The following is a 25,299-nucleotide window of genomic DNA, read 5'->3' on the forward strand; positions in this document are numbered from 1 at the left end:
TGATGCCAAGTATTTATTCATAACCATTTGTCTGGTATTTTAGAGTTAATATTATAAGAAATTCATGGATGTAACATTGTCTTCAGAAACGCATTCTCAACCTAATCAGTTAACCGGCGTACAACGACTGTTAGAAGCAGGTCTGTTGGTCACGACGGTCTTTTCCATGTTTCTCATGCTGGCAATCTATACGTTTGACCCAGCAGATCCTGGTTGGTCTCAAACCGGCTATCAGACACCTATTCGTAATTTAGGCGGCGCGGTAGGTGCCTACCTAAGCGATATGCTATTGAGTGTGTTTGGTTTTTTCGCGTATTTTATTCCGTTTATTATTGCTGTCATGGGTTGGATGTTGTTCCAACGCATCCACGCTTTAATGCAGATAGATTACTTAACGTTGGGGTTAAGAATCATCGGTTTTATCTTGTTCACACTAGGCATTACCGCGTTATTAAGTATGCACTCAGATGACATACATTATTTTAGTGCAGGTGGCATTTTAGGTGATTACACAAGCAGTGCTTTCATACCGTATTTTTCTATTGCCGGCAGTAATCTCTTATTTTTAATGCTGCTAGGCAGTGGTTTTGTGTTACTGACAGGATTCTCGTTTTTAACCTTTATTGATAAAACCGGCGAATATGCCATTAAAGGTGCAATCTACTTGAAGGGTGTGCCAGCTATTATCAAAGAAAAATTTGGTACCGGCGATATTGAACACGATGCGGCCTCAGATAAAGTTAAAATTGAAGCCTATCAAACGCCAATGGTGGAGCAAGAAGAAGTGAAACAAGCATTCACCGCCTTGCAAGAAGCTGACGACGAACAAAGCAAAGAAAGCGTTAGAGCAGTAAAAGAAGAACCGTTTTTAAACATTGACGAATTGCTTAATACGCCAATAGATAAAGAAGACGTGGTTGAAGAAGATGATGACGTTGAAACCGAAGCATTAGCTGATGACGATGTTGTTGAAGAGGTTTCTACTGCTACCAGAACGAAAAAAACAACCGCTAAAACGTCGATGGATAAGTACAAAGGTATGCCTTCCATTGAATTGCTTGATAGAGCGGATAAGAACGAAAACCCTATCAACCAAGAAGAACTTGATCAGGTTAGCCGTTTAGTTGAAGCAAAATTGCTCGACTTCAATGTACAAGCGCAGGTTGTTGCCGTTTATCCAGGCCCAGTCATTACTCGTTTCGAGCTTGACCTAGCGCCGGGTGTGAAAGTCAGCAAAATTTCTAACCTGTCTAAAGATTTGGCTCGAAGTTTATCTGCTATAAGCGTGCGCGTTGTTGAGGTGATTCCAGGTAAATCTGTGATCGGCCTAGAGCTGCCGAATAAGCATCGTGAAATTGTGCACCTCAGTGAAGTTATCGCGTGCGATAAGTTTGCTAAGTCGAAATCGCCATTAACCATGGTTTTAGGTAAGGATATTGCCGGTGACCCTGTGGTGGTTGATCTTGCAAAAATGCCACACCTTTTGGTTGCAGGTACAACAGGTTCGGGTAAATCTGTCGGTGTAAACACCATGATTTTGAGCTTGATGTACAAATCAACGCCAGAAGATGTGCGCCTGATTATGATCGACCCTAAGATGCTTGAACTATCGGTTTACGAAGGCATTCCACATTTATTAGCAGAAGTGGTTACCGATATGAAAGAGGCCGCTAACGCCCTTAGATGGTGTGTTGGTGAAATGGAGCGTCGCTATAAGCTGATGTCTGCCATGGGTGTGCGTAACTTAAAAGGCTTCAATCAAAAAGTTGAACAAGCAATAAAAGCAGGGCAGCCATTAACTGATCCGTTGTGGAAACCAGGCGAAAGTATGGATGAAACGGCGCCAGAGTTAACTAAATTGCCTGCTATTGTTGTGGTTGTTGACGAATTTGCCGACATGATGATGATTGTTGGTAAAAAAGTCGAAGAGCTTATTGCTCGTATAGCGCAAAAGGCACGTGCCGCTGGGATTCACTTGGTGCTTGCAACACAAAGACCCTCTGTGGATGTTATTACGGGTTTAATCAAAGCTAATATTCCAACGCGTATTGCGTTTCAAGTGAGCTCAAGAATCGACTCGCGCACTATCTTAGACCAACAGGGGGCAGAACAATTGCTTGGCCAAGGTGATATGCTTTATCTACCACCAGGTAGTGGTGTACCAACCCGTGTCCATGGCGCCTTTGTTGACGATCACGAGGTTCATGCCGTGGTTAGTGATTGGAAATCTCGTGGTGAGCCTAATTACCTGGATGAAATTTTATCTGGCGAAAGCGAACAAGAAATTTTGTTACCTGGTGAGCAGCCTGAAAATGGCGAATCTGAGCTTGACGCGCTGTACGATGAGGCGGTTATGTTTGTGACAGAAAGTCGCAGAGTGTCTATTTCAAGTGTGCAACGTAAGTTCCGTATCGGTTATAACCGCGCTGCTCGTATCGTAGAAGAAATGCAAATGCAGGGTGTTGTAAGCTCACCTGGTCATAACGGTGCTAGAGAAGTGTTAGCACCACCACCCGTAAAAGATTAAGAGGTATTTATGGAGTTTATGCGTCATGCACGCCAAAGTTGTCGCGGCGTTATGTTGGCATGTTTGTTTGTTCCTATGGGCGCTTTAGCAGACGCTAAGCAAGATCTTATGGAAAAGCTTGCGTCACTTAAAAGTTTGCAAGCGAGCTTTTCTCAAACCATTCTTGACGAAGAGCAAAATGCGCTACAATCCTCTACCGGTGAACTATCGCTCGCCCAGCCAAACAAAGCATTGTGGCACGTGCAGTCGCCAGATGAGTCTATGATTATTTCAAATGGCGAAAATATTTGGTTTTACGATCCGTTTATTGAACAAGTCACCATTTTTGATTACCAAACCTCAGTGGTGGATACGCCGATATTACTGTTAACATCAACAGACGACGCGTTATGGCAGAAGTATGACATTACTAGCACTGCCAGTGAAACATATGTCGTCACATCAAAAGAACAACAATCTCAGGTGGTGTCGTTAACGCTTAATTTTAACGGTCAAGAGTTGGTTGGATTTGCTTTATTGGATGCTACCGGGCAACGCAGTGTTGTTACGCTCTCGAACGTGAGAAAAAATCATAAAATGAAGATGGACAAATTTGATTTTATTGTACCGGAAGATACCTTTATAGATGACCAACGATAATCAAAATTTTAGTTTTGGCTTTAATGACGAAGCCACGCATGATGCGTTGCCGTTAGCTGCTAAACTGCGTCCACAAACCATCGCAGAGTATTCTGGACAAACCCATATCTTATCAGCTGACATGCCGCTTCGAGTGGCAATAGAGCAAGGACAGCCGCAGTCAGTGATTTTTTGGGGCCCGCCGGGCACAGGTAAAACCACGCTTGCTGAAATTATCGCGAAACATGCCAATGCTGAAATTATTCGTTTGTCAGCTGTCACCGCTGGTGTAAAAGATGTACGTGGTGCAATAGAACAAGCAACGCACAACCTAACGATACTAAATAAAAGAACGGTCTTATTTATTGATGAAGTCCATCGGTTTAACAAAAGCCAACAAGATGCGTTCCTACCTTTTATTGAAGATGGCACCATCATTTTTGTTGGCGCGACTACTGAAAATCCTGCGTTTGAATTAAATCGTGCAATCATTTCAAGAACCCGCGTCTATCGTTTAAACAAATTAGACGATGACGCATTAATGCAAGTGCTCGCAAGAGCCAAGCAGTATTATGATGAACAATCGCTGTCGTTGCAGTTAGAAAAGACAGCCGAGCACACGCTTATCAACCTCGCTGACGGTGACGCTAGGCGCTTGTTAAACCTACTTGAAGGTGCTGTCGAAGCGTTGGCATCTGCTAGCGAAGCAAACATCACATCGGCTTTATTGGAGCAAGTAGCAGGCGATAAGGTAGCGATGTACGATAAGGGCGGCGACGCTTTTTACGATCTCATTAGCGCTTTTCATAAATCGGTGCGCGGGTCAGATGCTGATGCGGCGCTATATTGGTATGCGCGCATTCTCGTTGCTGGAGGCGATCCTCTCTATGTTGCGCGCAGACTATTGGCTATTGCCAGTGAAGACGTCGGTAATGCCGATCCAAGAGCCATGCAAATTGCGATCAATGCTTGGGATACATTTTCCCGTGTCGGGCCTGCAGAAGGAGAGCGAGCCATAGCGCAAGCAACGGTCTATTTGGCGTTAGCGCCAAAAAGCAATGCGGTCTATAGTGCCTTTAAACAAGCATTAGCGCTGGCACAGCAGTCAAATGGCTTAGATGTACCTAAACACCTTAAAAATGCCACTAGCAGCATCACCAAGGAGTTAGGCCATGGCCAAAGTTACCGCTATGCTCATAATGAAGAAAATGCCTTTGCCGCCGGCGAATGTTATTTTCCTGAGGAATTAAAACATACTAGGCTTTATCATCCGGTTGACAGAGGGCTGGAAAAACAACTAAAACAGAAGCTAGAATTTTTACAAACACTAAACGAGGAAAGTGATGAGCAACGCTATTAGCCACTGGCTGATTTATGTGTATGTCGCTATTGGTGGCGCCGCAGGTGCCAGTCTCCGTTTTTTTGTCTCTGAAATAATGTTACATTTCTTCGGAAAGGGCTTTCCTTTTGCCACCTTGACCGTTAATATCACGGGCTCATTAATCATGGGTATCTTATATGGCATGCTCGAACAGGGTATAATTGAGCCATCACCGACGAAAACCCTGCTTACGATTGGCTTTCTCGGTGCATTAACAACGTTTTCAACGTTTTCATTAGATACATTTTTATTGTTCCAAGAAGGGCAAACAATAAAAGCCATACTAAATGTATTTTTAAATGTGGTGCTGTGCATTGGCGCAGCAGCAATAGGACTTTTTGTCGTAACAACTAGATAGACACGTGATAAACAATGCTTGATCCAAAACTTTTACGTTCAGATATAGAAACTACTGCACAGGCGCTAGCAAAGCGCGGTGTTGAATTAGATGTCGCTAAATTAACTGCTTTAGAAGAGTCTAGAAAAGCAATTCAAGTTAAAACGCAAGAATTGCAATCGGAGCGTAACACGCGTTCAAAATCAATTGGTCAAGCAAAAGCACGTGGTGAAGACATTCAGCCATTACTTGCCGAGGTGAGCGAGTTAGGTGACAAGCTAGAAGCAGCCAAGCAAGAACAAAATGATGTATTGGCAGAAATCAACGCGATTGCTTCAGCGATCCCTAATTTAGTCCATGAATCAGTACCAGCAGGTGATAGCGAAGACGACAACGTAGAAGTACGTCGTTGGGGTACACCGAAAACATTTGATTTTGACGTAAAAGATCATGTTGATTTAGCGGCAGCATTAGATAAAGGCTTAGACTTTGAAAGCGGCGCAAAACTTGCGGGTACGCGCTTTGCTGTAATGCGTGGTCATATCGCTAAATTACATCGTGCATTAGCGCAATTCATGCTTGATGTGCATTCACAAGAGCACGGCTACGAAGAAATGTACGTACCTTATCTTGTTAATCACGACTCTTTATACGGTACAGGTCAATTGCCTAAGTTTGGCGAAGATCTTTTCCATACCGATTTAGCGAATCGTAAATTTTCACTGATCCCAACAGCGGAAGTACCGTTAACCAACTTAGTACGTGATGAGATTGTTGAAGACAAAGCCCTTCCGATTAAAATGTGTGCGCACACGCCATGTTTTCGTAGCGAGGCAGGCTCTTCAGGCCGTGACATTAGAGGCTTGATTCGTCAGCACCAATTCGACAAGGTCGAAATGGTACAGTTAGTAAAACCAGAAGATTCATTTACAGCACTAGATGAACTAACGCGTCATGCCGAAGTGATTTTAGAAAAGCTGGAATTGCCATACAGAACCGTAGTGCTTTGTACTGGTGACATTGGTTTTAGTGCAACAAAAACCTTTGATATTGAAGTGTGGTTGCCAGCGCAAAACACCTATAGAGAAATTTCTTCTTGTTCAAACATGGGTGATTTCCAAGCGCGTCGTATGCAAGCACGTTTTAGAAATAGTGAAACAGGCAAACCTGAATTAATGCACACGCTAAATGGTTCTGGCCTTGCGGTAGGGCGCACACTTGTTGCTGTGCTAGAAAACTACCAACAAGCCGATGGTAGCATTCAGGTACCAGAAGTATTAGTGCCGTATATGCATGGCCTAACTGTGCTTAGCGCAAAGTAAGGTTAAACGGATAAAGAAAAAACCGGTGTTTTCACCGGTTTTTTTTTGAAAGTATTTAGTCAAAACATCTTTCTTAAATCCTAACGCTGTTTATTAAATGTCATCATGATCAAAAATCTTCTTATTCAAGCATTGTTTTTTGTCGGACTTTTCCTGCTTTTTAGCTGGTTTAAAGAGCTCGACATGCTTGAAATTAATCAAGACGTCAGTCAATCTGCCGAAACTATGACGTCACTTTCTGGCGAACAAATTAGCATTGCAACACCAGGTAAAGCAAAGCTCGTGTACTTCTTCGCGCCTTGGTGTCAGGTATGCAACTTTAGTATTGATAACTTAGAGAGCTTTCATCAGCAGGGCTTAGATATCGAAGTGTATGCAATCGCCTTAGACTACGAAAACGAGGATGCGGTAAAACAATTTGTTTCGCGCCATGAATTATCTTTTCCTATTTTGCTAGGCGACAATCAAATGAAGCATCGTTTCAAAATTAAGGGCTATCCAAGCTATTATTTAGTGGATAAACACAACAAGGTTGTTGCTAAGTCGATGGGTTATTCTACAGAAGTCGGTATGCTTGCTAGAACCTTACTAATTAAATAGTAAAAGCCACTGTCATCCTTTCTCAGTTTTGTATACACTTAGGTGCACTTTCATCAGCACATACGGAAACAGGTTATGTCTGTCACCTTGCCATATATTACCGACAATTTTGATAGTGGTAATATCCGCGTTTTAGACGCGTCTGATCCAGAAAATATTGCTCTGGAAATTAAACAAGATAAAGATTCTGATTTTTACCAGTGGTTTCATTTTAAACTGCATAATACCGCCCATATCAAACACGTTATGCATATTAAAAATGCAGGCCAAGCGGCTTATGTAGAAGGTTGGGACGATTATCAAGCGGTTGCCTCTTATGATCGTGAACATTGGTTCAGAGTACCCACTAGCTATGACGGTCAAACACTGACCATTACCTTTATTCCAGAGCATGACAGCGTATATTTCGCTTATTTTGCGCCATATAGCTATGAGCGTCACCAAGATCTTATTCATAGCGCACAACACCATTTAGATTGCCAAATGCAAGTCCTTGGCCAAACCATCGATGGTCGTGACATTACCTTGCTGCAAGTAGGCGAAGTAGCTGAAGGCAAAAAGTCTATTTGGCTAACGGCACGTCAACATCCAGGTGAAACCATGGCAGAGTGGTTTATGGAAGGTTTTATCGATAGATTGCTTGATGAAGACGACGGTGCAGCGCGTGCTTTACTGAACAAAGCAGTGTTTTATTTGGTGCCTAACATGAACCCAGACGGGAGCTACAGAGGGCACTTAAGAACCAATGCAAATGGTGTAAACCTCAACAGAGAATGGCAACAGCCTTCAATAGAGAACAGCCCTGAGGTCTATTACGTTAGGCAAAAAATGGTTGAGACTGGCGTTGATATGCACCTTGATATCCACGGAGATGAAGCGCTGCCGTACAACTTTGTTAGCGGTTGTGAAGGCGTGCCAGCGTGGGACGACAAGATGCATCAGTTGCAAGAACAATTCAAAGCAACCTTGTTGGCGATAACACCAGAGTTTCAAGATGACAAAGGTTATGACATTGACGAACCAGGTCAAGCAAACCTTACTGTGGCCTCTAACTGGGTAGGCAACAACTTTAACTGCCTAGCTTATACAGTAGAGATGCCATTTAAAGACAATATTCTTCTGCCCGATGAAATCGTCGGTTGGAATGACGGTCGCAGTGCTTTATTAGGTAGAGACACATTGTCTGCTATCTATCAAATCGTAGATGATTTACGATAAAACAATAACAGGTATGCCCGAAAGTGACCCTTTCGGGCTTTTATTTACCCGATCATAATAATAATGCTTAAACGCAGTTCAGGAGTTAAATGTGCAAGAGTTTGTCGATGCGCTAAATAGTGTAATTTGGAGCCCAGCGCTAATTTATTTGTGCTTAGGGGCAGGTTTATTTTTTACCATTGTGACGCGTTGCGTTCAGTTTCGCCATTTCGGTGAAATGTGGCGCTTGTTGTTAAACAATAAGAGTTCAGAGCAGGGGATTTCATCATTCCAAGCGCTCGCCGTATCGTTATCGGGCCGTGTTGGTACCGGTAATATCGCGGGTGTAGCAGCGGCTATCGGTTTTGGTGGCCCTGGTGCGGTATTTTGGATGTGGGTTGTAGCATTTTTCGGTGCAGCGACGGCTTACATTGAATCAACCAATGCTCAAATTTATAAAGAGCAGGAAGATGGCGTATACCGTGGTGGTCCAGCGTATTACATTGAAAAAGCCTTAGGTCAAAAATGGTACGCGTGGATGTTTGCATTAGCGACAATCCTTGCTTGTGGTTTGTTACTGCCAGCGGTTCAATCAAATGGTATCGGTGATTCATTAGTTAACGTATTTGGTACGGGTGGATCAATTGATTCTGTGTTTGGTGAACTTGCACTAACTAAAGTGTATGCCGCGGTATTTATCGTTTTACTACTTGGATTCATTATCTTTGGTGGTGTTAAACGTATCGCAAGCTTCACACAAATCGTAGTGCCATTTATGGCATTAGCTTACATCATTATTGCATGTTCAATGATTGCGCTTCACATCGATATGCTTCCAGGCATTATCGGTATGATTTTCGCCGATGCATTCACGCCAATGGCAGGCTTTGGTGCAGCAATTGGTTGGGGTGTAAAACGTGGTGTTTATTCTAACGAAGCAGGTCAAGGTACAGGCCCACATGCGGCAGCAGCAGCTGAAGTCTCGCACCCTGCGCAGCAAGGTTTAGTACAAGCGTTTTCTGTTTACATTGATACCTTGTTCGTATGTTCTGCAACAGCGTTTATGATTTTGATCACACAGTCTTATAACGTAATGCCAGACGGTGCGACAGAATTTGTTGTTCAAAACCTTAGTGCAGATACGGTAATTAACGGCCCAGCGTTTACCCAAATAGCGGTAGATAGTGTGTTATCAGGTTTTGGTAAACCATTTATTGCGGTAGCCTTGTTCTTCTTTGCGTTTACAACCGTATTGGCTTACTACTTTATTGCAGAAAACAATGTGTCATACATTAACCGTACCATTAAAATACCAGCGTTACGCTTCGTGTTAAAAGTTGTGCTTATGTCTGCTGTATTTTACGGCACAATAGCGCAACCTGGCGCTGCTTGGGGCATGGGCGATGTTGGTGTTGGTTTAATGGCATGGTTAAACATTATTGGTATTATCGCAATCTTCTTCGTTGCTAAACCAGCATTAAAAGCGCTGAAAGACTATGAAGCACAGCAAAAAGCGGGTGTTGAAGAGTTTAGTTTTGATCCAGAAAAACTCGGCATTAAAAATGCGGACCACTGGGTTAACAAAGATAAATAACCACTCTCTTTAAAAATATGAAAAAAGCGCCAGAACAGGGCGCTTTTTTTTTGGATTCTCGTTAAAATAGCAGGGTAATAACCTAGGAGTATTAAATTTTATGGCTGTTATTAACTGCCCAGCGTGCAACAAAAAGATTTCAGATAAAGCTAAAACCTGCTCTCATTGCGGTATCGACTTAGTTAATCTTGATAGTGAAAAATTAAAAGCGATAGAAAGCATTAATAAAGCTAGACGCGCAGCGCGTGTAACTAATTTATCCTTTATTGCGTTATTGCTGTTTTGTGGTGGTTTCCTTACGCTTTACTGGCAAAACTTTCAGCCAGGCTCTTGGCAGTACTTAGCGACGATTATTACCAGTGCGGCAGGTTTTTGTTTGTACATTTTAACGCGCGCATGGAACATCGTGCTTAAGAAGAAAAGAAAGTAACGTATGAACATTGAAACACTCGTCAATAATATGACACCAGAGCTTTATGAGCGCTTAAGTTTTTGTGCTGAAACAGGTAAATGGCCTGATGGTTCAGTTGCTAGTGAGGCGCAACGTGGTCATGCGGTGCAATTAGTAATGGCTTATCAAGCCAAGCATTTAGATTCCGATCAAATGATGACCGTTGGCTCTAACGGCGAACTTGTGACTAAGTCTAAATCTGAGATTAAGGCGCAATTTGTCTCGTCTGATAGTAACGATAGTATCGCTACTTTTAAGAATGACGAACTTTAGTTTTGAGCAAAAATTTTTTGCCTTAACAACTATGAAATTTCACCGAATATAGCGGTGTAGTTTCAAACTTTCTTGGGTTATTACTCCTAAAGGAGCAATAGCCCAGGGGTGTTGCGTGACACCCCTAGGGCATACCCCCACGCCCCAACTCGGTTTGACGACCCCGCTATTGTTTTTTAATGATGTCGACGCATCGTCTCAATAGCACATCCATGTCCTATTTCACCTTGTTCTTCGTCCATGAAGAACTCATGCGTGATCATCAAAAACCACTATCGGCAACCCTCAATGGGGATTAGGTTATGTTGCACTGCTCGTTGTGTTTGCTCTATTGATAAGTAGAATTCAAGTTAGTATTTTACTGTTTTAATTAATGATTTAGTGTGTGAATTTAAAGAATAACTAAGACACCCACCGTAACTGGTAAGGCGTTAAATGCTATGAGAGTATTCTACTTAACAATCTTAATTTTGCTTACGACGATGAAAGCTAAATCAGAGTCATTAGACTATTTGGTTTGGGGAAAATATTGCGGTGAATGTGTGGATAATTGCGCTACCATGCATAGAATAGATGCAGACACCTATAAGGTGGATACCACCGATAGCTTTTTTGCAGGTAAGCCATTTGATTATGTATTTAAAGGACAAAAGGCTACTAAAGAAGAGTGGACGAAACACTCTTGGGTTTTCTCAATAGTTTTTCCTAGCTTGAAGGAAAATGAGGTGGTTTATGGAGAACCTGATGCGTATGACCAATGTGGTGTTTATCTTAGTTATTCTTTAAATGGTAACCCATTCAAAGTTTTAATAGACCTAAACAATAAACCTGAAGAATTCAAAGAAATAATTAGTGCTCTATTCGAAGGTAGGCAACAGAGTAAATAAGACACCCTGAGAAACCAAATATAAAAAACAAAGATTGTTGTGCTGAATTGTCTTACATCAAAATCGAAAAAACATAATCTATTGTTTTAGGAACATACAGAAACCATGAATAAATTTTCTCTATTGATTGTCATTATCGGGTTTTGCTTTAAAAGTGTTGCTGTTGAATCTGACAAGATCAAAATAGAACTGTCCAACATAAAAGCAGGGGAACATGTATCCGTAGAATGGCGCGGGTATCCAGTTTTAGTCTTTAAACTAAACAAAACTCAACTAATATCCATTGCGAATAATAGAACTAGCGATTCAGTTAAAAGTTATAAGGCTCAAATTGCCAAATTTGAAGAGATATATGGGCAGCCGATAACAACTATTTTAGACGAGGCTACTTCATTATCCGATAGAGTTTCAAAAGAAGGTATAGTTGTTCTTTTTGCTGTCAGGAATGAAAGTGGTTGTATGATAATTGAAAATAAAAACGCAGGAACACTAGAGGACCCATGCTCGTTTCGCCAGTTTACATATGATGGCAGGCCTGTATCCGGTCAAACGGAAAAAAGTTGGAGTTTATTAATGCCTCCCTATGAGATAGTAAACGGAAATGTATTCATTTTAGATAATGATTCGTTTGGCAGTTAATGTCCGTATTGTTAAACGACGATTCTAAATGAACTCCTAAATTTATTTTAAAGATGTAGCTAATGCCCTTGAAAATGATTTTAACTTTAATGCTTTTTACATTATTTAGTCCTGAGAAGGAAGACGTGAATCATTATCCGTTTTTTACTAATTTAGAGCCATTTTTTAAAACAAACCTTTCTTCCGATATTTATCCAGGGGATAAATATTCAGATACTTGCCCAGATGGATCTGATTTTATGGCTTTAGCAAAACATTTTGAAGAAGGGAGTATTGTTTATACGGCTACATGTTTCTATGAAGACGAAAAGGTAATGATAGAACACGTATGGATTGACGAAGAAAAGCATGCGGAATATCTTGTAGATATAAATTTGGATAAAATAGGGTTATATAGAACAAGGCTTTCTGCTCAGCATATGGCCGTAGCTTATTTCTGTGATAATAAAACTTCTTATGTTGAAATATATAAAAACTCCGGTGAATTGTACGCAGTATTTTATGACTCTAAGAGGCGTTTTTCTGATATATCTTATTTAATTGAGAAAGCTGAGTTTTGGTTTTTTGCGAATAATAGTGAAAATGTTGTAAACAAAAACTATCCCATCGTACTAGATAAATGCACGAGTAATTTGTCAGACAAACGTTTAATTGAATATAACTCTTGGACTTGGAAGTATAAGGGTTCTTAACCATGGCAATCTTTTCAATAATGCTTGGCAGTATCTTCTTTGTAATCGCTATAGTTTGGTTTACCTTTGTCGCTTTGTTTTCAGATCCCAACAATGCAGGGGTTGGTTTTGGTTTTATCTTAGGCATTTTACCAGCGATTCTAAGTTTGCTACTTACCATACCCAGTACAGTGATTAGATCAATTCACGTTATTAAACATAAACCCCAGCAAACAGTAAAAGAGAAAGCTATTTTGTGTATAGGGTTGTTAATTTCCGTGGCTTATTGTTGCGCCTTTATTAAATTAAGTTTTGCTTAGCTGTTTAGTAAACAAAACCAGACACAAAAAAGGAGGCAAACGCCTCCTTTTTTAATTTACCTGTAGCACAAGGCCTTTTAGGTAATAGCCTTCTGGATAATTACTGGCAATAGGGTGGTCAGGTGCCTGTTGCAAGCGCTCAACGATAAAAGCTTCTCTTTTGGCATCCAACGCAGCATCAGCAACCACTTTTTGGAATAGATTCGCATCCATTAAACCTGAGCAAGAAAACGTCAGTAGTAAGCCGTTAGGTACCAACAGCTGCATGGCTAGCATGTTAATGTCTTTGTACCCGCGACAAGCGCGTGTTAGCTCTGCCTTTGAATGCACAAACTTTGGCGGATCTAATACGATCATGTCAAAGGTTACGTTGTCTTTTTTATATTTGCGCAGAAGGGCGAACACGTCGTCTTTAACAAAGTCTATTTTCGACAAATCGAGCGTATTTAATTCGGCATTTTGCTTAGCTAGATCAAGCGCTGTTTGCGATACGTCGACATTGGTTACTTTTGCTGCACCTTGTTTAACGCAATGCAGTGCGAAGGTGCCTGTGTAAGAAAAGCAGTTCAACACGTTTTTACCTTTGGCGTAGGTTCCAGCAACGCGTCTCGATTCGCGTTGGTCAAGATAGAAACCAGTTTTATGACCTTGTTCAACATCAACCAGAATGTTAACGCCGTATTCGCTAATTTGTGTTTGCGTAGTTTCTAGTGGCTTATGCAGCCAACCTGTGGTTAGTTCCAAACTTTCTTTCTTGCGCACATCGACGTCAGAACGTTCATAGATGCTGTGCTCAGGATAAAGCTCGGTTAAACAATTAACGACCGTATGTTTATGAAATTCAGCGCCTGCACTTAACATTTGGCAGACAATAATATTGTCATAAACATCAATGGTAATGCCAGGTAGGCCGTCCGACTCTGCTGCGATTAGTCGATATCCGGTTAAATTACCTTGTTCAATAAAAAATGTGCGTCGATTTTTCGCGTTTTCTAGTTTTCGATAGAAGAAGGAGCGATCTATTTCTTCTTGCATATCGAATGTCCAAACCCTGACTCGGATTTGAGATTGTGGTGAAAAAGCGCCTTTTGCTAACCAATTTCCCTTATTATCAAAAACATCTACAGTTTCGCCAAGTGACGGATTTCCTTTGATTTTTGAGATAGCTTTCGAAAAAATCCAAGGGTGTTTTCGCAATAAAGATTTTTCTCTACCAACATTTAAATAAATTCTTGCTGACATGTGCCTATACTTAGATAAGGATGTATGGCGCAAATTTTAAGTAATGCCGAATTAGGGTGCAAATTTATATTTAATAATAAGCGAGGTTAATCGATGAAAGTAAGCTACTTAGCAAACGTTTCCGGTCGCGTTCAAGGAGTTTATTTTAGAATGTCTGCCCAACAACAGGCAATAGATCATCAGTTAAGCGGCTATGCAAAAAATCTTGACGATGGAAGCGTGGAAGTTCTTATGTGCGGCGAAGAACAGCAAGTAAAAGACATGATTGAATGGTTACAGCATGGATCAGAGGAATCTGAAGTTTCTAATGTTGACGCTAAACAAGTAGAGTGGCAATCTGTTCCCTTCTTTTCAATAGGTTAGAGACTAGCTTAACTGCTGTTTATGTTGTGAAAGCATTAGAAGTAAGAAACAAACAACTTTCATTTACTCAAAGGCCAATGCCACTCGTTGGTGCAGGTCAACTGTTGGTAAAAATAAACGCGATTGGTATAAATAGAGCCGATTTGCTGCAAGTTGCAGGAAAATACCCACCGCCAAAAGGTGAATCTGATATTCCAGGCCTCGAAGTATCTGGAGAAGTAGTTGAACTTGGCGAAGGCGTGACTGATTTTTCCGTAGGCGAAAGTGTATTTGGTTTAGTCGCTGGAGGCGGCTATGCGGAGTATGTTGTTATTCATGCAGGACATGCCATCAAAAAGCCAAATCGTTTAAGTGATGAAGAGGCAGCCAGTATTGCAGAAACTTTTCTTACCGTATGCCAAGCCTTTTTTATTGTTGGTAATTTACAACAAGGCGGCAATGTATTTATACATGCTGGTGCCAGTGGCATTGGTAGCGCTGCCATTCAACTAGCCAAAGCGTTTAATTGCCAGGTAACTGTCTCCGTCTCAAGCCAAGCAAAAGCAGACTATTGCGCGCAATTGGGAGCAGATAATACCATTGTTTACACAAAGCAAGATGTGTTGGCGACCGCTTCAAGTTTTAGCAACACTGGCTATGATTTTGTATTAGATGTTGTGGCGGGGAATATGCTGAACACCAATGTCGAGCTGTTAGCTCGCGATGGAGAGATAGTCGTGCTTGCTATGCTGTCAGGGCGCTATTGTGAGCAATTCGATATCGCTAAGCTGTTGTTAAAGCGGGGCAGTGTTAAGGCGTCTACTTTGAGAAACCGTAGCGATCAATACAAAACTGAGTTAGTTAGTTTGTTTAAACAGCGCTGTTTACCTTTGTTTGAGCAACAAGTTCTTAAGCCAACAGTGCACCAAGTGGCTGCTTGGCAGGATATGAAACAGTTGCATGAGGTTATGGCGCATAACCAAAACCTCGGCAAATTAGTTGCTCACATTTAAATTCCTCGTCAATCCGATACGCGTATAAAGCGTTGCTGAACTTTGCCATCGCGCTCTACCGTGTCCATAAACATGGAAAGAGGGCGCGCCCAAATGCCTCGTTCACCATACTCTGGCTGATATATCACTAATTCTTCCTCTGTTTCACTGTGTGTTGCTAAATACAAAACACGGTAAAAGTTGCCCTTAAAATGTTGATATCTGCCAGGTGTGATGGGTTGTTGCACGAATAATCTCCGATTGCATAACTGATTGAGTTGTATTTTAAGGGAAGTTAGCTAGATTTATAAGGGTAATTTCAGCTAAGAGGACGGGCGTTATTATCTTGGCATACCAAGGAGACGTCACTATGACCAAGATAGCTGTTGTTCAACACACACCTACGTTTCTAAATAGCGTCGCAACCGTGAATTCAATGTGCGAAACGCTGATACAGTTAAGTGAAGAAAAAACAAAGCTCGCTATATTTCCCGAAGCCCACATTTGTGGCTATCCCGCTTGGATATGGCGACTAAGGCCAGGCGGCGATTGGGGCACATATACTAGTTTACATAAACAGTTACTTGAACAAGCAATTCATGCTCAGTCACCACTGTTGGAGCAGCTAAAACAATGCTGTTTACATCACAATATTGGCGTACTGTTTGGTTGTCATGATAAGGACAATGCATCAAGCGGCACCTTGTACAATACAACTTACCTTATTGACGATTCAGGCGTGGTAATCAATCGACACAGAAAACTTATGCCAACAAACCCAGAGCGAATGGTCTGGGGGTTTGGTGATGCAAGTGGCCTTAACGTGGTAAGTATGGCCAATGTTAACCTTGGTAGTTTAATTTGTTGGGAAAACTATATGCCGTTAGCGCGTTATGCATTGTACGCTCAGGACATTCAGCTTTATATTGCACCAACATATGATAGTGGCGAGGATTGGTTGAAATCAATGTCCCATATTGCCAGAGAGGGCAAGTGTTACGTGGTGACCTGCGGTGTTGCTATTAAAAAAGACGATATCTGCCATGACATTCCAGATATTGCGGGTCTTTACACAGAAGATAATGAGTGGATAAATGCGGGTGATTCTGCCGTGTTTTCACCGTCTGGTGAATGTATTGCGGGCCCAATATCAAATGAACATGGCATTCTGCCTTTTGAGCTTGATATAGATAGCATTGCAATAGCGAAAAGGGCACTAGATGTATGTGGCCATTATGCTCGCCCCGATATATTCAAGCTTACAGTAAATACTGCTAAGCAAGACCCCGTAGACTTTAAACGCTAATGCCTCGGTACAGGGGACGCGCAGCAGTGCTGCTAGGGACAAGGAACGTTGGCGAATTTTAAACACTTTGTTTGCAACATTTGCCATGCCTATATTTCAAATTTAATAGACTATTGGATACAAGAGCCCATATTTTGGGTATGAGTGAACTGACGACAGGTCGTCTTTATATCAATGTGCAAGGTATTGTGATGCTTGAAAAAAGAATTGGTTGCGGGAGCCCATGTTTTGGGTGTGAGCGAACTGACGATCGGTCGTCTGTAAATCAAAGTAAAAGTATTGGATTGATATAAAAAGAATTGGTTGCGGGAGCCAGATTTGAACTGACGACCTTCGGGTTATGAGCCCGACGAGCTACCAGGCTGCTCCATCCCGCGTCCGAATGGTGATTGATGTTGAATACATCGCTCACGAGCCGCTATTGTTGTTTTGATTCCCATAACTAGGAACAACGTTATTCTTATTTTGTTTCCTATAACTAGGAAATTGGTTGCGGGAGCCCCTAATTTTGAAAAGAGGGAACTGACGACCAAGGTCGTGCACTCCAAACCTGGCTATTCTTATTTTATTTCCCATAACTAGGAAAGTGGTTGCGGGAGCCAGATTTGAACTGACGACCTTCGGGTTATGAGCCCGACGAGCTACCAGGCTGCTCCATCCCGCGCCTGTATGTGCAATATTTATAGTCGCTACACTGACGACCTTCGGCATCTTCGTGGTATTTGCAGTCCGACTAACGATTTATCGTTCTGCTCCATCCCGCGCCTGTATGTTTGTTTAAAGGGTTATCCCTGAAAACGAGGCGTATCTTAATGACACCCGATTCAATTTGCAAGCGATTTTCTGAAAAAAAGTGTTAACTGCTCACTTGCTAGGCAGTTAGGTCTAATTGTAACCAAAATCTGTCAAATCTTCATTAATTTTGCACCAGAAACAGCAAACTTAGTAACGTTAAATCAATAAATAAGATATAATCGCGCGGTTATTCATAGTGAGGTAATTATATGTATCAGTTTTTGGCGCTAACATCCCCAGGTATCGAAATCTTGATGGCTCAAGAGTTAAAAGATTTAGGTGCTGAGCAGGTTGTTCAAAAGCCAGAAGGTGTTTATTTTGAGGCTAGCTTAGAACAGGCATACCATATTGTATTGTGGACACGCCTAGCTACACGTGTTTTAGCCAAAATAGGTGAGGGCCCAGCTCAAGATAAACAAGCATTATTTACCTCAGCGTTAGCGATTGATTGGCAATCGCATTTTGGCGCCCACAATACCTTTGCAATTGACTTTGTAGGTACCAACAGGGAATTACGCAACAGCCAGTTTGGCGCACTTACGGTTAAAGATGCGATCGTCGATTACTTTGTTGACCGTGGCGACAGTCGCCCGAATGTAGACAAGCATGAGCCAGAAATACGAATTCAAGCTCGTTTGCTCAAACAACAAGTTACTTTCTTTGTTGATTTCTCAGGCAGAAGCTTGTTTCAACGTGGCTATCGCTTTAAAACGGGTGCGGCACCGCTGAAAGAAAACTTGGCAGCCGCTATCATACTGCGCAGTGGTTGGTTGGAAGACACATCGTTACCATTGCTTGATCCAATGTGTGGTTCGGGCACTATTATTATCGAAGCTGCCTCAATGGCGTTAAGACAAGCACCAGGCTTAAACCGCATGTTCTGGGGGTTTGATAGTTGGAAGCACCATCAAGAAGATACTTGGGAAGCGGTACGTAACCAAGTTAAGCAACAAAGCCAAGATAATGGCGAAGAAAAGTCTTTCGCTGTTTATGGCAGTGATTCAGACTCGCGCGTTTTAAAAGAGGCAGAGCGCAATATTGCTAACGCAGGCTTAGCGCAATTCATCAAAGTGACTACCAGCGACGCTAGTAAACTTGTGAATAAGTATGGCGAGCGCGGCTTCATGGTGTTTAATCCGCCATATGGTGAACGTATTGGTGATTTACCTGAATTAGTAGATACCTTTTCATCACTAGGTACATTGTTTAAATCTCGATTTAAAGATTGGAATATCGCTATCTTTACCGCCAACGTCGAACTTTTAAATCTATTAAAATTAGCGAGTCATAAACGATACAAGTTTAAAAATGGCCCTCTTGATTGCCAACTTGCCACCTACAAACTAGACGAAAAGCAATTTGCTAAAGAAGCTGCTGCCCAAGAGCAAAACACCTCATTTGCAGAGTCCGCGTTTTCTAATCGTTTAAAGAAAAACTTAAAACAACTTAAAAGCTGGCTCAAGAAAGAACAAATTACTTGTTATCGAGCTTATGACGCCGATATTCCAGAATATAATGTTGCTGTCGATATATACAATGAATATGCGGTTGTATCAGAGTATCAAGCGCCAAGTAAAATAGCGCCAGAGAAAGTCGCGAAGCGTTTACAAGAAGTGTTGTTCTGGGTACCTAAAATACTAGATATACCCCCGAGCGATGTCGTTTTAAAAACGCGCGCCAAGCAAAAGGGACGCAACCAGTATCAACGTGTTGAGAAGAAAGAACGATTTATTACGGTTAATGAATACGGCGCAAAACTTAAAGTTAACCTTTGGGATTATTTAGACACAGGCCTGTTTTTAGATCACAGAAAAACGCGTCAAATAGTGGCCAGTATGGTGAAAGGTAAATCGGTGTTAAATCTGTTTTCATATACGGGCTCTGTCTCTGTACAAGCGGCATTACATGGCGCAGAAAGCGTTACAACAGTAGATATGTCTAATACCTACCTGTCATGGGCGCAGGACAACTTTGAACTGAATAAGTTAAGCGGTAGTCAGTATAGCTTTATACAAGCGGACTGTCTGACTTGGTTAAAAGAAAGCAAATATACCTTTGATTTTATTTTTATCGATCCACCCACGTTTTCAAATTCAAAACGCATGGACAACACCTTTGATGTGCAAAGAGACCACGTAGAACTACTAAAAGATGCGGTAACATGCCTCAATGACGGTGGCACGATCATGTTTACCAATAACAAACGTAATTTCAAAATGGATAGCGAAGCAGTAGAGCAGTTAGGCCTTAAAGTTAAAGCTATGTCTGAATTAACACGAGATAAAGACTTTGCGCGAAACAAACATATTCACAACAGCTGGCTATTAACCAAATAAAAATGAAAAAGTATCAATTGTATAGCAGCGATGGCTGCCATTTATGTGAACAAGCCCACGCACTTATCAGTGAATTGATTAGTGAAAATACACTCAACGTAATCGATATCGTTGAATCAGAACAGCTAGTCGCTCGTTTTGGCGTTCATATTCCCGTGTTTGAGAATACAGAGACACAAGAACTTGTGTATTGGCCGTTTGATAAAAGCATGATTGCCAAGGTGTTATAAGCGTGGAAATTATAAGAATTACGCAAGGTGAATTAGCCTACGGTGACGCTAAGATACTCGATAATGCTGACTTTCGAGTAAATACTAATGAGCGCTTGTGTTTAGTGGGTCGAAACGGTGCAGGTAAATCATCTTTACTAAAAATATTAAATAAAAATCAGGATCTTGATGACGGCGAACTTGTCTTTAGCAATGACGTAACTGTTGCTATGTTAGAGCAAGATCCGCCGCGTCATGTTGATATCACGGTATTTGATTTTGTTGCTCAAGGCGTCGCCGAAAACGCCGAACTCATTCAGCAATACCATAAATTAGTCACCTTGGTTGCCGAAAGTCCTGACGAAACAAACTTAAACAAACTTGCAACGCTGCAAGGAAAGCTTGAGCAAGCCAATGGTTGGCAAGATGAACAACGCGTTGAACAAGTGCTATCAAGGTTGTCTTTGCAGGCGGATGTTAAAGTATCGTCACTATCGGGTGGTTGGCTAAGAAAAGTTGCATTAGCAAAAGCATTGGTGACCAATCCAGACGTTTTATTACTTGATGAACCGACTAACCATCTTGATATAGACAGTGTGCTCTGGCTTGAGCAGTTTCTTAAAGAATTCAATGGCACTATCGTATTTATTAGCCACGATAGGGCATTTATTCGCAGTATGGCAACACGTATCGTCGATTTAGATCGCGGTATCTTGAAGAGTTACCCTGGTAACTACGACGATTACCTTGCTCAAAAAGAACACGACCTAAACGTTGAAGTAGAGCAAAACAAGCTGTTTGACAAACGTTTAGCAGAAGAAGAGGCGTGGATTAGGCAGGGCATAAAGGCTAGAAGAACGCGTAACGAAGGGCGTGTACGTGCGCTCGAAAAGTTACGTGTTGAGCGAAAGCAACGCCGCGATTTACAGCATCAAGGCGATATACAAGTCGCGCAAGGCGAGCGCTCAGGAAAGTTGGTATTCGAAGCGCAGGACTTATCGCTTAATTTTGGTGAAAAACACATATTAAAACATTTAAACCTTCTGATTAGTCGCGGCGATCGCATTGCGTTTATTGGTGGCAACGGTACAGGCAAATCAACGCTTATAAAATTAATGACCGAACAGGTTCAACCGTCAAGCGGTAAAATGCGTGTTGGTGTTAATTTAGATATAGCCTATTTTGATCAACACAGAGCGCAGCTCGATCCTGATAAAACGGTTCAAGATACAGTAGCCGACGGCAAACAAGATGTTAGCTTTAATGGTCGTACACGCCATGTACTAGGTTATTTACAGGATTTTCTGTTTAGCCCTAAACGTGCTCGCACACCTGTTAGAGCGCTTTCTGGTGGTGAAAAAAATCGATTATTACTGGCTAAATTGTTCTTAAAACCGTCTAATTTATTGATTTTAGATGAACCAACCAATGATCTAGACATAGAAACTTTAGAATTATTGGAAGAAGTCGTTGCAAATTATGCAGGAACCGTTATTTTAGTCAGCCATGATAGAGACTTTGTTAATAACAGTGTAAATTCTTGTCTTTATTTTGACGGCAGTGGCAACTTAGTCCAAGTGGTTGGTGGATATGATGATTTGTCGGCTTATCTGCAAGATAAAGCGGCAAAAGAAGCCGCGTTAAAATCTGTCGGTCAGACAAAAGAAAAGGCTGCTAAGAAAAACGATAAGGAACAAAGTCGTAACAGCAACCTTGTTAAGAAAAAGTTATCTTATAAAGATTCTCGAGAATTAGCGGCACTGCCGGAACTAATAGAAACGTTAGAATCTGAACTAGAACAGTTGCAGGAAGAGGTAAATACGCCAGAGTTTTTTGCTCAAAGTGCTGATATTACCAACGAAAAATTGAACCAGCTCGCCGAAACAGAGTCAAAGCTGGAAGCTGCCTATGAAAGATGGCAGGAATTAGACGAATTAAAGTAGTGAGAGTTAGTTGTAAATGAAGAAGTTTACCAAGTCAGTATTAGCCGCAAGTATTCTAAGTACCTTGTGTTTCTCAGCAGCTAATGCCGCAAAATATACGGTTGTCGATAAAGGCGAAGTTAATGGCGTTAAATTTACCTATGGTCAAGCGTCCAACAATGCGGGCGAAATGGCGATATCCGGAACCAACATTTTAAACTTTCCAGTGCAGTTCGAATATATCTCTGATGCCACGTTTGATTTGATATTTCTGTATGCGCAAAGCAACGCTATTTTAAGTCGCGATTTAGAGCCGATAGAAGACTTTGAAGCGTTAAAAGCAGGCAACCCAACAGCGAATGATTTAGCGTGGACTGTGCTATATCTAAACGCGAATGCTAGTAATCCACTTTTTCAAAAAGTCGGTGCCGTTGTAGCTATGTACAATGCAGGCGCGGGCAGTACAACAGAAGAAATAGCGGTTTTTGACAAAGTATTTGAAGGTACTGGTGATTTAACTCGCTCTACGACTGATTATGTCAATGGTATTTCAAATGGCAGCTGGTTATATGGCACAGCATCTTCTCCATATGTACCGATTGACCACACGACTGAAGTTTATGATGAAAATGGTGATGTTGTAGAATCTGTCACGCGTACCATGTTTGTTAAGGAATTCGCACTCGATGGTGAAGACGGTTTCATTACGCGTGGTTATTTATACTCACCATCAGGTGATTTAATTCCAGTAAGACCTTTTGATCAAACCTATGGTGGTATATCTGCAGTATCAGATTATAACGATGACGCTCAGATTGCGGTAGGTTACGCAAGTACTGAAATTAATGAAACCGTATTAGAAGTAATAGAATCTGACGATTTTGTTGAGATTAACGGTCAGTCGCAGATTGGCTGTAAAAACCCAGATAGCCTTAACCTGATCCCGTTTGAAGTTTGTGTTGAAACGATATTGCTAAGCACCGCTTATTCAACAGAAGCTACAAAGTGGACTATAGACCCTGTTAGTGGCACCACCGAAGTAGAGTTATTAGGTAAGCTTATTACCGAACAAGACGAAGATGACTTACGTTCGTTTGTTAGCTACGCACAAAAGGTAAACTCGTCGGGTGTAGCGGTAGGTTATGCTGAAGGTTGGTTTAACGACAACAGAACGGGCCCGCGTGATATTACGCAATTGTATGCTGTTGTGTATCGTGATGGTAAAGTGCTAGATTTTAACGAAAATAAGGCAGAGTACTTTAACTCGCGCGCGTATGACATTAACGACAATGGCATTGCTGTAGGGCATACGTCACATTGGGTTAATGGTTCAATTCGTACCAGCTTTTATTATGTTGATACCAACGAAGAACAACCAACACTTGTTATGCCAAAAGACTTTTTCGTCGGCTCTGCTAGTACAGCACGTGCTATTAACATTCACGGCCAAGTTGTCGGTGAAGGTGAAGTAGAATTTCATAATGACAGTGGTGGACAAAAACAACGTCGACGCAATGCGTTTTTATACGATATTGAGTCAGACACCTTTACTAATGTGAATGATTTATTGTCTTGTGAGCAGCGTTTAGACTACACCATAGTTGAAGCTCGAGATATCGACGATAACGGCGGTATTTCAGCAACAGCACTGATTAAAGCACCACGTTTAGATGCCAAAGGTGAGCCAGTTGAAGGTGTCTTTGATGACGTTTTACGCGCGGTATACCTGCAAACAACCGATGGTGAAATTGAAGACTGTGCCCAAGATGATGAAAAATATGAACGTCAAGGTGCCGGTATGGGCATTCTAGCAACGTTTATGTTGTCTTTATTTGCTATTAGACGCAGACTGTTCAAGTAACAACACGCTTAATTTCTTAAATAAAAGCCTTTCTTTTTAGAAAGGCTTTTTTGTTTGTTCGCAATTTTATTCGCTTCAACTAGGCTAATAGTATCAGGGGCAAACGTGAGCGAAACAAATGGGCAAGGTGTGGCTGATATGCGGGCTGTTTTTATTGTTGTCGATCCCACTTTTTTTATCGATTGATACCTTAGCGCCGCAGCCTTTTACTTTTTTTAGTTTTCGTAAAGTCTTTATTCAGTTCACAGGTATAGTCGCCATCTTAGCGATGAGCATCGCGATATTATTGTCGATTAGATTAGCCATTGCGGAAAAAGCACTCGGCGGACTCGATAAATCGTACAGATTGCATAAATGGATGGGAATAATTGCGCTTTCATTTTCAGTATTACACTGGTTAGCAGTTGAAGGTGCCAAATGGCTTGTTAAAGCAGGGGTTTTAGTAAAGCCTGCTCATCATCATTCGGAAGAGGCAATTTCTAGTGTAGAAGCTACGTTAAAGTCGTATAAGCATCTAGCCAAAGATCTAGGCGAATGGGGCTTTTACTTATCGGTAGCATTGATTGTGTTGGCGCTGGTTAAATGGTTTCCTTACCATCTGTTTAGAAAAAGCCACAAATGGTTAGCCATTCTTTTTCTTCCGCTGGTCTTTCACAGTATTGTGTTGTTTAAATTTGACTATTGGTCAACCTTTTTTGGCTGGCTTTGCTTGTTGGTTATGTTGTTAGCCACGCTTGGCTGCATTTTAGTCTTGTTCAACAAAGTAGGTAAGGCGCGCAAAGTTGAAGGAAAAATAATTAGTTTAACTGCGTATCCTGGTGTTAAGGCTATTCAAGGAACTGTATTGCTAGACACTGGATGGGCAGGGCACAAAGCAGGACAATTTGCATTTGTTACCTCTAATCAAAAAGAAGGCGCACATCCTTATACCATTGCGTCTGCCTGGAATGAGCAAGAACAAGAGTTATCCTTTGTAGTAAAAACGTTAGGTGATTGGACTAAGAAACTGCCTGATTATTTGACCGTAGGTATGCCCGTTACTATCGAAGGGCCGTATGGCTATTTTGACTTTGTAAGCCCCGCACCAAAGCAAATTTGGATAGCAGGTGGCATAGGTATAACCCCCTTTATAGCCAAAATGAAAGAGCGAGCGTTAAAACCCAGTGATTTACCCGTTACTTTGTTTTACGTGACTAAACAATATGATCAGCAAGCGGTAGAAAAACTAAAAGAAGACGCACTACAGGGGAACATTCGTTTAATTGTTTACGATAGCAGCGAAAAAGGGCGTTTTACTGCCGACTTTGTCACAGAGCACGTGGAAGACTGGCAGCAGGCTAGTGTTTGGTTTTGCGGCCCAGCATTGTTTGGTAAACAGATAAAAGATGCATTATCAAAACAAAGCGAGCGTAAGATAGAGTTTCATCAAGAACTATTTGATATGAGATAAAAAAGCCACCTAGCGGTGGCTTTATTG

General features: G+C 41.5%; 24 protein-coding genes and 2 tRNA genes. 22 read left to right on the forward strand and 4 right to left on the reverse strand.

Translation table 11 applies throughout. The features are described from left to right. Window positions 1-64: 64 nt before the first annotated feature. The 14 genes from QUD85_RS15265 to QUD85_RS07510 all read left to right on the forward strand — a co-directional run bounded on the left by QUD85_RS15265 (window position 65) and on the right by QUD85_RS07510 (window position 12,817). Complete coding sequence (locus QUD85_RS15265; RefSeq protein WP_093328815.1) at window positions 65-2,527, forward strand: DNA translocase FtsK; 2,463 nt, start codon at window positions 65-67, stop codon at window positions 2,525-2,527. A 9-nt stretch (window positions 2,528-2,536) separates the two neighbouring features. Beyond that, on the forward strand, window positions 2,537-3,166 hold the full coding sequence (gene lolA, locus QUD85_RS07450; RefSeq protein ID WP_093328814.1) for an outer membrane lipoprotein chaperone LolA: 630 nt from the start codon (window positions 2,537-2,539) through the stop codon (window positions 3,164-3,166). Then, window positions 3,153-4,505: a replication-associated recombination protein A gene (locus QUD85_RS07455; RefSeq protein WP_093328812.1), complete on the forward strand. Its 1,353-nt coding sequence runs from the start codon at window positions 3,153-3,155 to the stop codon at window positions 4,503-4,505. Before lolA ends, QUD85_RS07455 begins: the two co-directional genes overlap by 14 nt. After that, window positions 4,489-4,884, forward strand: coding sequence for a fluoride efflux transporter CrcB (gene crcB / locus QUD85_RS07460; protein WP_093328811.1), 396 nt, complete (start codon window positions 4,489-4,491; stop codon window positions 4,882-4,884). Before QUD85_RS07455 ends, crcB begins: the two co-directional genes overlap by 17 nt. Before the next feature lie 14 nt (window positions 4,885-4,898). Next, window positions 4,899-6,185: a serine--tRNA ligase gene (gene serS / locus QUD85_RS07465; protein WP_093328809.1), complete on the forward strand. Its 1,287-nt coding sequence runs from the start codon at window positions 4,899-4,901 to the stop codon at window positions 6,183-6,185. Between the two features lie 105 nt (window positions 6,186-6,290). Beyond that, on the forward strand, window positions 6,291-6,785 hold the full coding sequence (locus QUD85_RS07470; RefSeq protein WP_093328808.1) for a TlpA family protein disulfide reductase: 495 nt from the start codon (window positions 6,291-6,293) through the stop codon (window positions 6,783-6,785). A gap of 75 nt (window positions 6,786-6,860) precedes the next feature. After that, complete coding sequence (locus QUD85_RS07475; RefSeq protein ID WP_093328806.1) at window positions 6,861-8,003, forward strand: M14 family metallopeptidase; 1,143 nt, start codon at window positions 6,861-6,863, stop codon at window positions 8,001-8,003. A 91-nt stretch (window positions 8,004-8,094) separates the two neighbouring features. Further along, window positions 8,095-9,576, forward strand: coding sequence for an alanine/glycine:cation symporter family protein (locus tag QUD85_RS07480; protein WP_093328805.1), 1,482 nt, complete (start codon window positions 8,095-8,097; stop codon window positions 9,574-9,576). Between the two features lie 100 nt (window positions 9,577-9,676). Beyond that, the gene (locus QUD85_RS07485; RefSeq protein WP_093328803.1) at window positions 9,677-10,006 is read left to right on the forward strand and encodes a zinc-ribbon domain-containing protein; all 330 of its coding nucleotides are present in this window, start codon (window positions 9,677-9,679) and stop codon (window positions 10,004-10,006) included. Between the two features lie 3 nt (window positions 10,007-10,009). Continuing rightward, the gene (locus QUD85_RS07490; protein ID WP_093328801.1) at window positions 10,010-10,300 is read left to right on the forward strand and encodes a YeaC family protein; all 291 of its coding nucleotides are present in this window, start codon (window positions 10,010-10,012) and stop codon (window positions 10,298-10,300) included. Between the two features lie 482 nt (window positions 10,301-10,782). Continuing rightward, the gene (locus QUD85_RS07495; RefSeq protein ID WP_143047939.1) at window positions 10,783-11,187 is read left to right on the forward strand and encodes a hypothetical protein; all 405 of its coding nucleotides are present in this window, start codon (window positions 10,783-10,785) and stop codon (window positions 11,185-11,187) included. Between the two features lie 105 nt (window positions 11,188-11,292). Next, window positions 11,293-11,826, forward strand: a complete 534-nt coding sequence (locus QUD85_RS07500; RefSeq protein ID WP_093328798.1) for a Rieske (2Fe-2S) protein — start codon at window positions 11,293-11,295, stop codon at window positions 11,824-11,826. A gap of 62 nt (window positions 11,827-11,888) precedes the next feature. Then, a complete protein-coding gene (locus QUD85_RS07505) occupies window positions 11,889-12,518 on the forward strand; it encodes a hypothetical protein (protein ID WP_093328796.1) in 630 nt (209 codons plus the stop codon). Window positions 12,519-12,520: 2 nt separating this feature from the next. Next, complete coding sequence (locus tag QUD85_RS07510) at window positions 12,521-12,817, forward strand: hypothetical protein (protein WP_093328795.1); 297 nt, start codon at window positions 12,521-12,523, stop codon at window positions 12,815-12,817. Between the two features lie 51 nt (window positions 12,818-12,868). On the opposite strand, the gene QUD85_RS07515 is transcribed toward QUD85_RS07510, so the two are convergent. After that, the gene (locus QUD85_RS07515; protein ID WP_093328793.1) at window positions 12,869-14,059 is read right to left on the reverse strand and encodes a class I SAM-dependent methyltransferase; all 1,191 of its coding nucleotides are present in this window, start codon (window positions 14,057-14,059) and stop codon (window positions 12,869-12,871) included. Window positions 14,060-14,152: 93 nt separating this feature from the next. On the opposite strand from QUD85_RS07515, the gene QUD85_RS07520 reads away from it, so the two are divergent. Together QUD85_RS07520 and QUD85_RS07525 are read left to right on the forward strand one after the other, a co-directional pair. Further along, on the forward strand, window positions 14,153-14,422 hold the full coding sequence (locus tag QUD85_RS07520) for an acylphosphatase (protein WP_093328791.1): 270 nt from the start codon (window positions 14,153-14,155) through the stop codon (window positions 14,420-14,422). Window positions 14,423-14,448: 26 nt separating this feature from the next. Continuing rightward, on the forward strand, window positions 14,449-15,414 hold the full coding sequence (locus QUD85_RS07525) for an NAD(P)H-quinone oxidoreductase (protein ID WP_093328789.1): 966 nt from the start codon (window positions 14,449-14,451) through the stop codon (window positions 15,412-15,414). Window positions 15,415-15,422: 8 nt separating this feature from the next. On the opposite strand, the gene QUD85_RS07530 is transcribed toward QUD85_RS07525, so the two are convergent. Then, on the reverse strand, window positions 15,423-15,641 hold the full coding sequence (locus QUD85_RS07530) for a DUF1653 domain-containing protein (protein ID WP_093328788.1): 219 nt from the start codon (window positions 15,639-15,641) through the stop codon (window positions 15,423-15,425). Window positions 15,642-15,763: 122 nt separating this feature from the next. Between QUD85_RS07530 and QUD85_RS07535 the strand changes: the two genes are divergently transcribed. Further along, window positions 15,764-16,699 carry a carbon-nitrogen hydrolase family protein gene (locus tag QUD85_RS07535; RefSeq protein WP_093328786.1) on the forward strand — a complete coding sequence of 312 codons (936 nt, stop codon included), beginning with the start codon at window positions 15,764-15,766 and terminating at the stop codon, window positions 16,697-16,699. A 300-nt stretch (window positions 16,700-16,999) separates the two neighbouring features. On the opposite strand, the gene QUD85_RS07540 is transcribed toward QUD85_RS07535, so the two are convergent. Then, window positions 17,000-17,076: transfer RNA gene (locus QUD85_RS07540), tRNA-Met, on the reverse strand. A 210-nt stretch (window positions 17,077-17,286) separates the two neighbouring features. Further along, window positions 17,287-17,363: transfer RNA gene (locus QUD85_RS07545), tRNA-Met, on the reverse strand. Between the two features lie 340 nt (window positions 17,364-17,703). Here QUD85_RS07545 and rlmKL point away from each other — a divergent pair. The 5 genes from rlmKL to QUD85_RS07570 all read left to right on the forward strand — a co-directional run bounded on the left by rlmKL (window position 17,704) and on the right by QUD85_RS07570 (window position 25,272). Continuing rightward, the gene (rlmKL, locus tag QUD85_RS07550) at window positions 17,704-19,830 is read left to right on the forward strand and encodes a bifunctional 23S rRNA (guanine(2069)-N(7))-methyltransferase RlmK/23S rRNA (guanine(2445)-N(2))-methyltransferase RlmL (RefSeq protein WP_093328785.1); all 2,127 of its coding nucleotides are present in this window, start codon (window positions 17,704-17,706) and stop codon (window positions 19,828-19,830) included. A gap of 2 nt (window positions 19,831-19,832) precedes the next feature. Continuing rightward, complete coding sequence (locus tag QUD85_RS07555) at window positions 19,833-20,060, forward strand: glutaredoxin family protein (protein ID WP_093328783.1); 228 nt, start codon at window positions 19,833-19,835, stop codon at window positions 20,058-20,060. A gap of 2 nt (window positions 20,061-20,062) precedes the next feature. Beyond that, entirely contained in the window at window positions 20,063-21,982 is a 1,920-nt protein-coding gene (uup, locus tag QUD85_RS07560) for an ATP-binding cassette ATPase Uup (RefSeq protein WP_093328782.1), read from the forward strand. 16 nt (window positions 21,983-21,998) lie between these two features. Beyond that, window positions 21,999-23,822 carry a DUF3466 family protein gene (locus QUD85_RS07565; RefSeq protein ID WP_093328780.1) on the forward strand — a complete coding sequence of 608 codons (1,824 nt, stop codon included), beginning with the start codon at window positions 21,999-22,001 and terminating at the stop codon, window positions 23,820-23,822. A gap of 157 nt (window positions 23,823-23,979) precedes the next feature. Continuing rightward, window positions 23,980-25,272 (forward strand): ferredoxin reductase family protein, encoded by a 1,293-nt coding sequence (locus QUD85_RS07570; RefSeq protein WP_218139587.1) that lies wholly within the window; start codon window positions 23,980-23,982, stop codon window positions 25,270-25,272. The last annotated feature ends 27 nt before the right edge of the window (window positions 25,273-25,299 follow it).

It is taken from the genome of Thalassotalea agarivorans, assembly GCF_030295955.1.
Taxonomy (GTDB): Bacteria; Pseudomonadota; Gammaproteobacteria; order Enterobacterales; family Alteromonadaceae; genus Thalassotalea_D; species Thalassotalea_D agarivorans.

Bases quoted from the DNA above. Each gene is read 5' to 3' on its own strand.
- QUD85_RS15265 (WP_093328815.1), top strand. From the start codon at position 65: ATGGATGTAACATTGTCTTCAGAAACGCATTCTCAACCTAATCAGTTA.
- QUD85_RS07470 (WP_093328808.1), top strand. From the start codon at position 6,291: ATGATCAAAAATCTTCTTATTCAAGCATTGTTTTTTGTCGGACTTTTC.
- lolA (WP_093328814.1), top strand. From the start codon at position 2,537: ATGGAGTTTATGCGTCATGCACGCCAAAGTTGTCGCGGCGTTATGTTG.
- crcB (WP_093328811.1), top strand. From the start codon at position 4,489: ATGAGCAACGCTATTAGCCACTGGCTGATTTATGTGTATGTCGCTATT.
- QUD85_RS07510 (WP_093328795.1), top strand. From the start codon at position 12,521: ATGGCAATCTTTTCAATAATGCTTGGCAGTATCTTCTTTGTAATCGCT.
- QUD85_RS07475 (WP_093328806.1), top strand. From the start codon at position 6,861: ATGTCTGTCACCTTGCCATATATTACCGACAATTTTGATAGTGGTAAT.
- QUD85_RS07565 (WP_093328780.1), top strand. From the start codon at position 21,999: ATGAAGAAGTTTACCAAGTCAGTATTAGCCGCAAGTATTCTAAGTACC.
- serS (WP_093328809.1), top strand. From the start codon at position 4,899: ATGCTTGATCCAAAACTTTTACGTTCAGATATAGAAACTACTGCACAG.
- QUD85_RS07515 (WP_093328793.1), bottom strand. From the start codon at position 14,059: ATGTCAGCAAGAATTTATTTAAATGTTGGTAGAGAAAAATCTTTATTG.
- QUD85_RS07520 (WP_093328791.1), top strand. From the start codon at position 14,153: ATGAAAGTAAGCTACTTAGCAAACGTTTCCGGTCGCGTTCAAGGAGTT.
- QUD85_RS07490 (WP_093328801.1), top strand. From the start codon at position 10,010: ATGAACATTGAAACACTCGTCAATAATATGACACCAGAGCTTTATGAG.
- rlmKL (WP_093328785.1), top strand. From the start codon at position 17,704: ATGTATCAGTTTTTGGCGCTAACATCCCCAGGTATCGAAATCTTGATG.
- QUD85_RS07455 (WP_093328812.1), top strand. From the start codon at position 3,153: ATGACCAACGATAATCAAAATTTTAGTTTTGGCTTTAATGACGAAGCC.
- QUD85_RS07495 (WP_143047939.1), top strand. From the start codon at position 10,783: ATGAAAGCTAAATCAGAGTCATTAGACTATTTGGTTTGGGGAAAATAT.
- QUD85_RS07500 (WP_093328798.1), top strand. From the start codon at position 11,293: ATGAATAAATTTTCTCTATTGATTGTCATTATCGGGTTTTGCTTTAAA.
- QUD85_RS07535 (WP_093328786.1), top strand. From the start codon at position 15,764: ATGACCAAGATAGCTGTTGTTCAACACACACCTACGTTTCTAAATAGC.
- QUD85_RS07485 (WP_093328803.1), top strand. From the start codon at position 9,677: ATGGCTGTTATTAACTGCCCAGCGTGCAACAAAAAGATTTCAGATAAA.
- QUD85_RS07505 (WP_093328796.1), top strand. From the start codon at position 11,889: ATGCCCTTGAAAATGATTTTAACTTTAATGCTTTTTACATTATTTAGT.
- QUD85_RS07555 (WP_093328783.1), top strand. From the start codon at position 19,833: ATGAAAAAGTATCAATTGTATAGCAGCGATGGCTGCCATTTATGTGAA.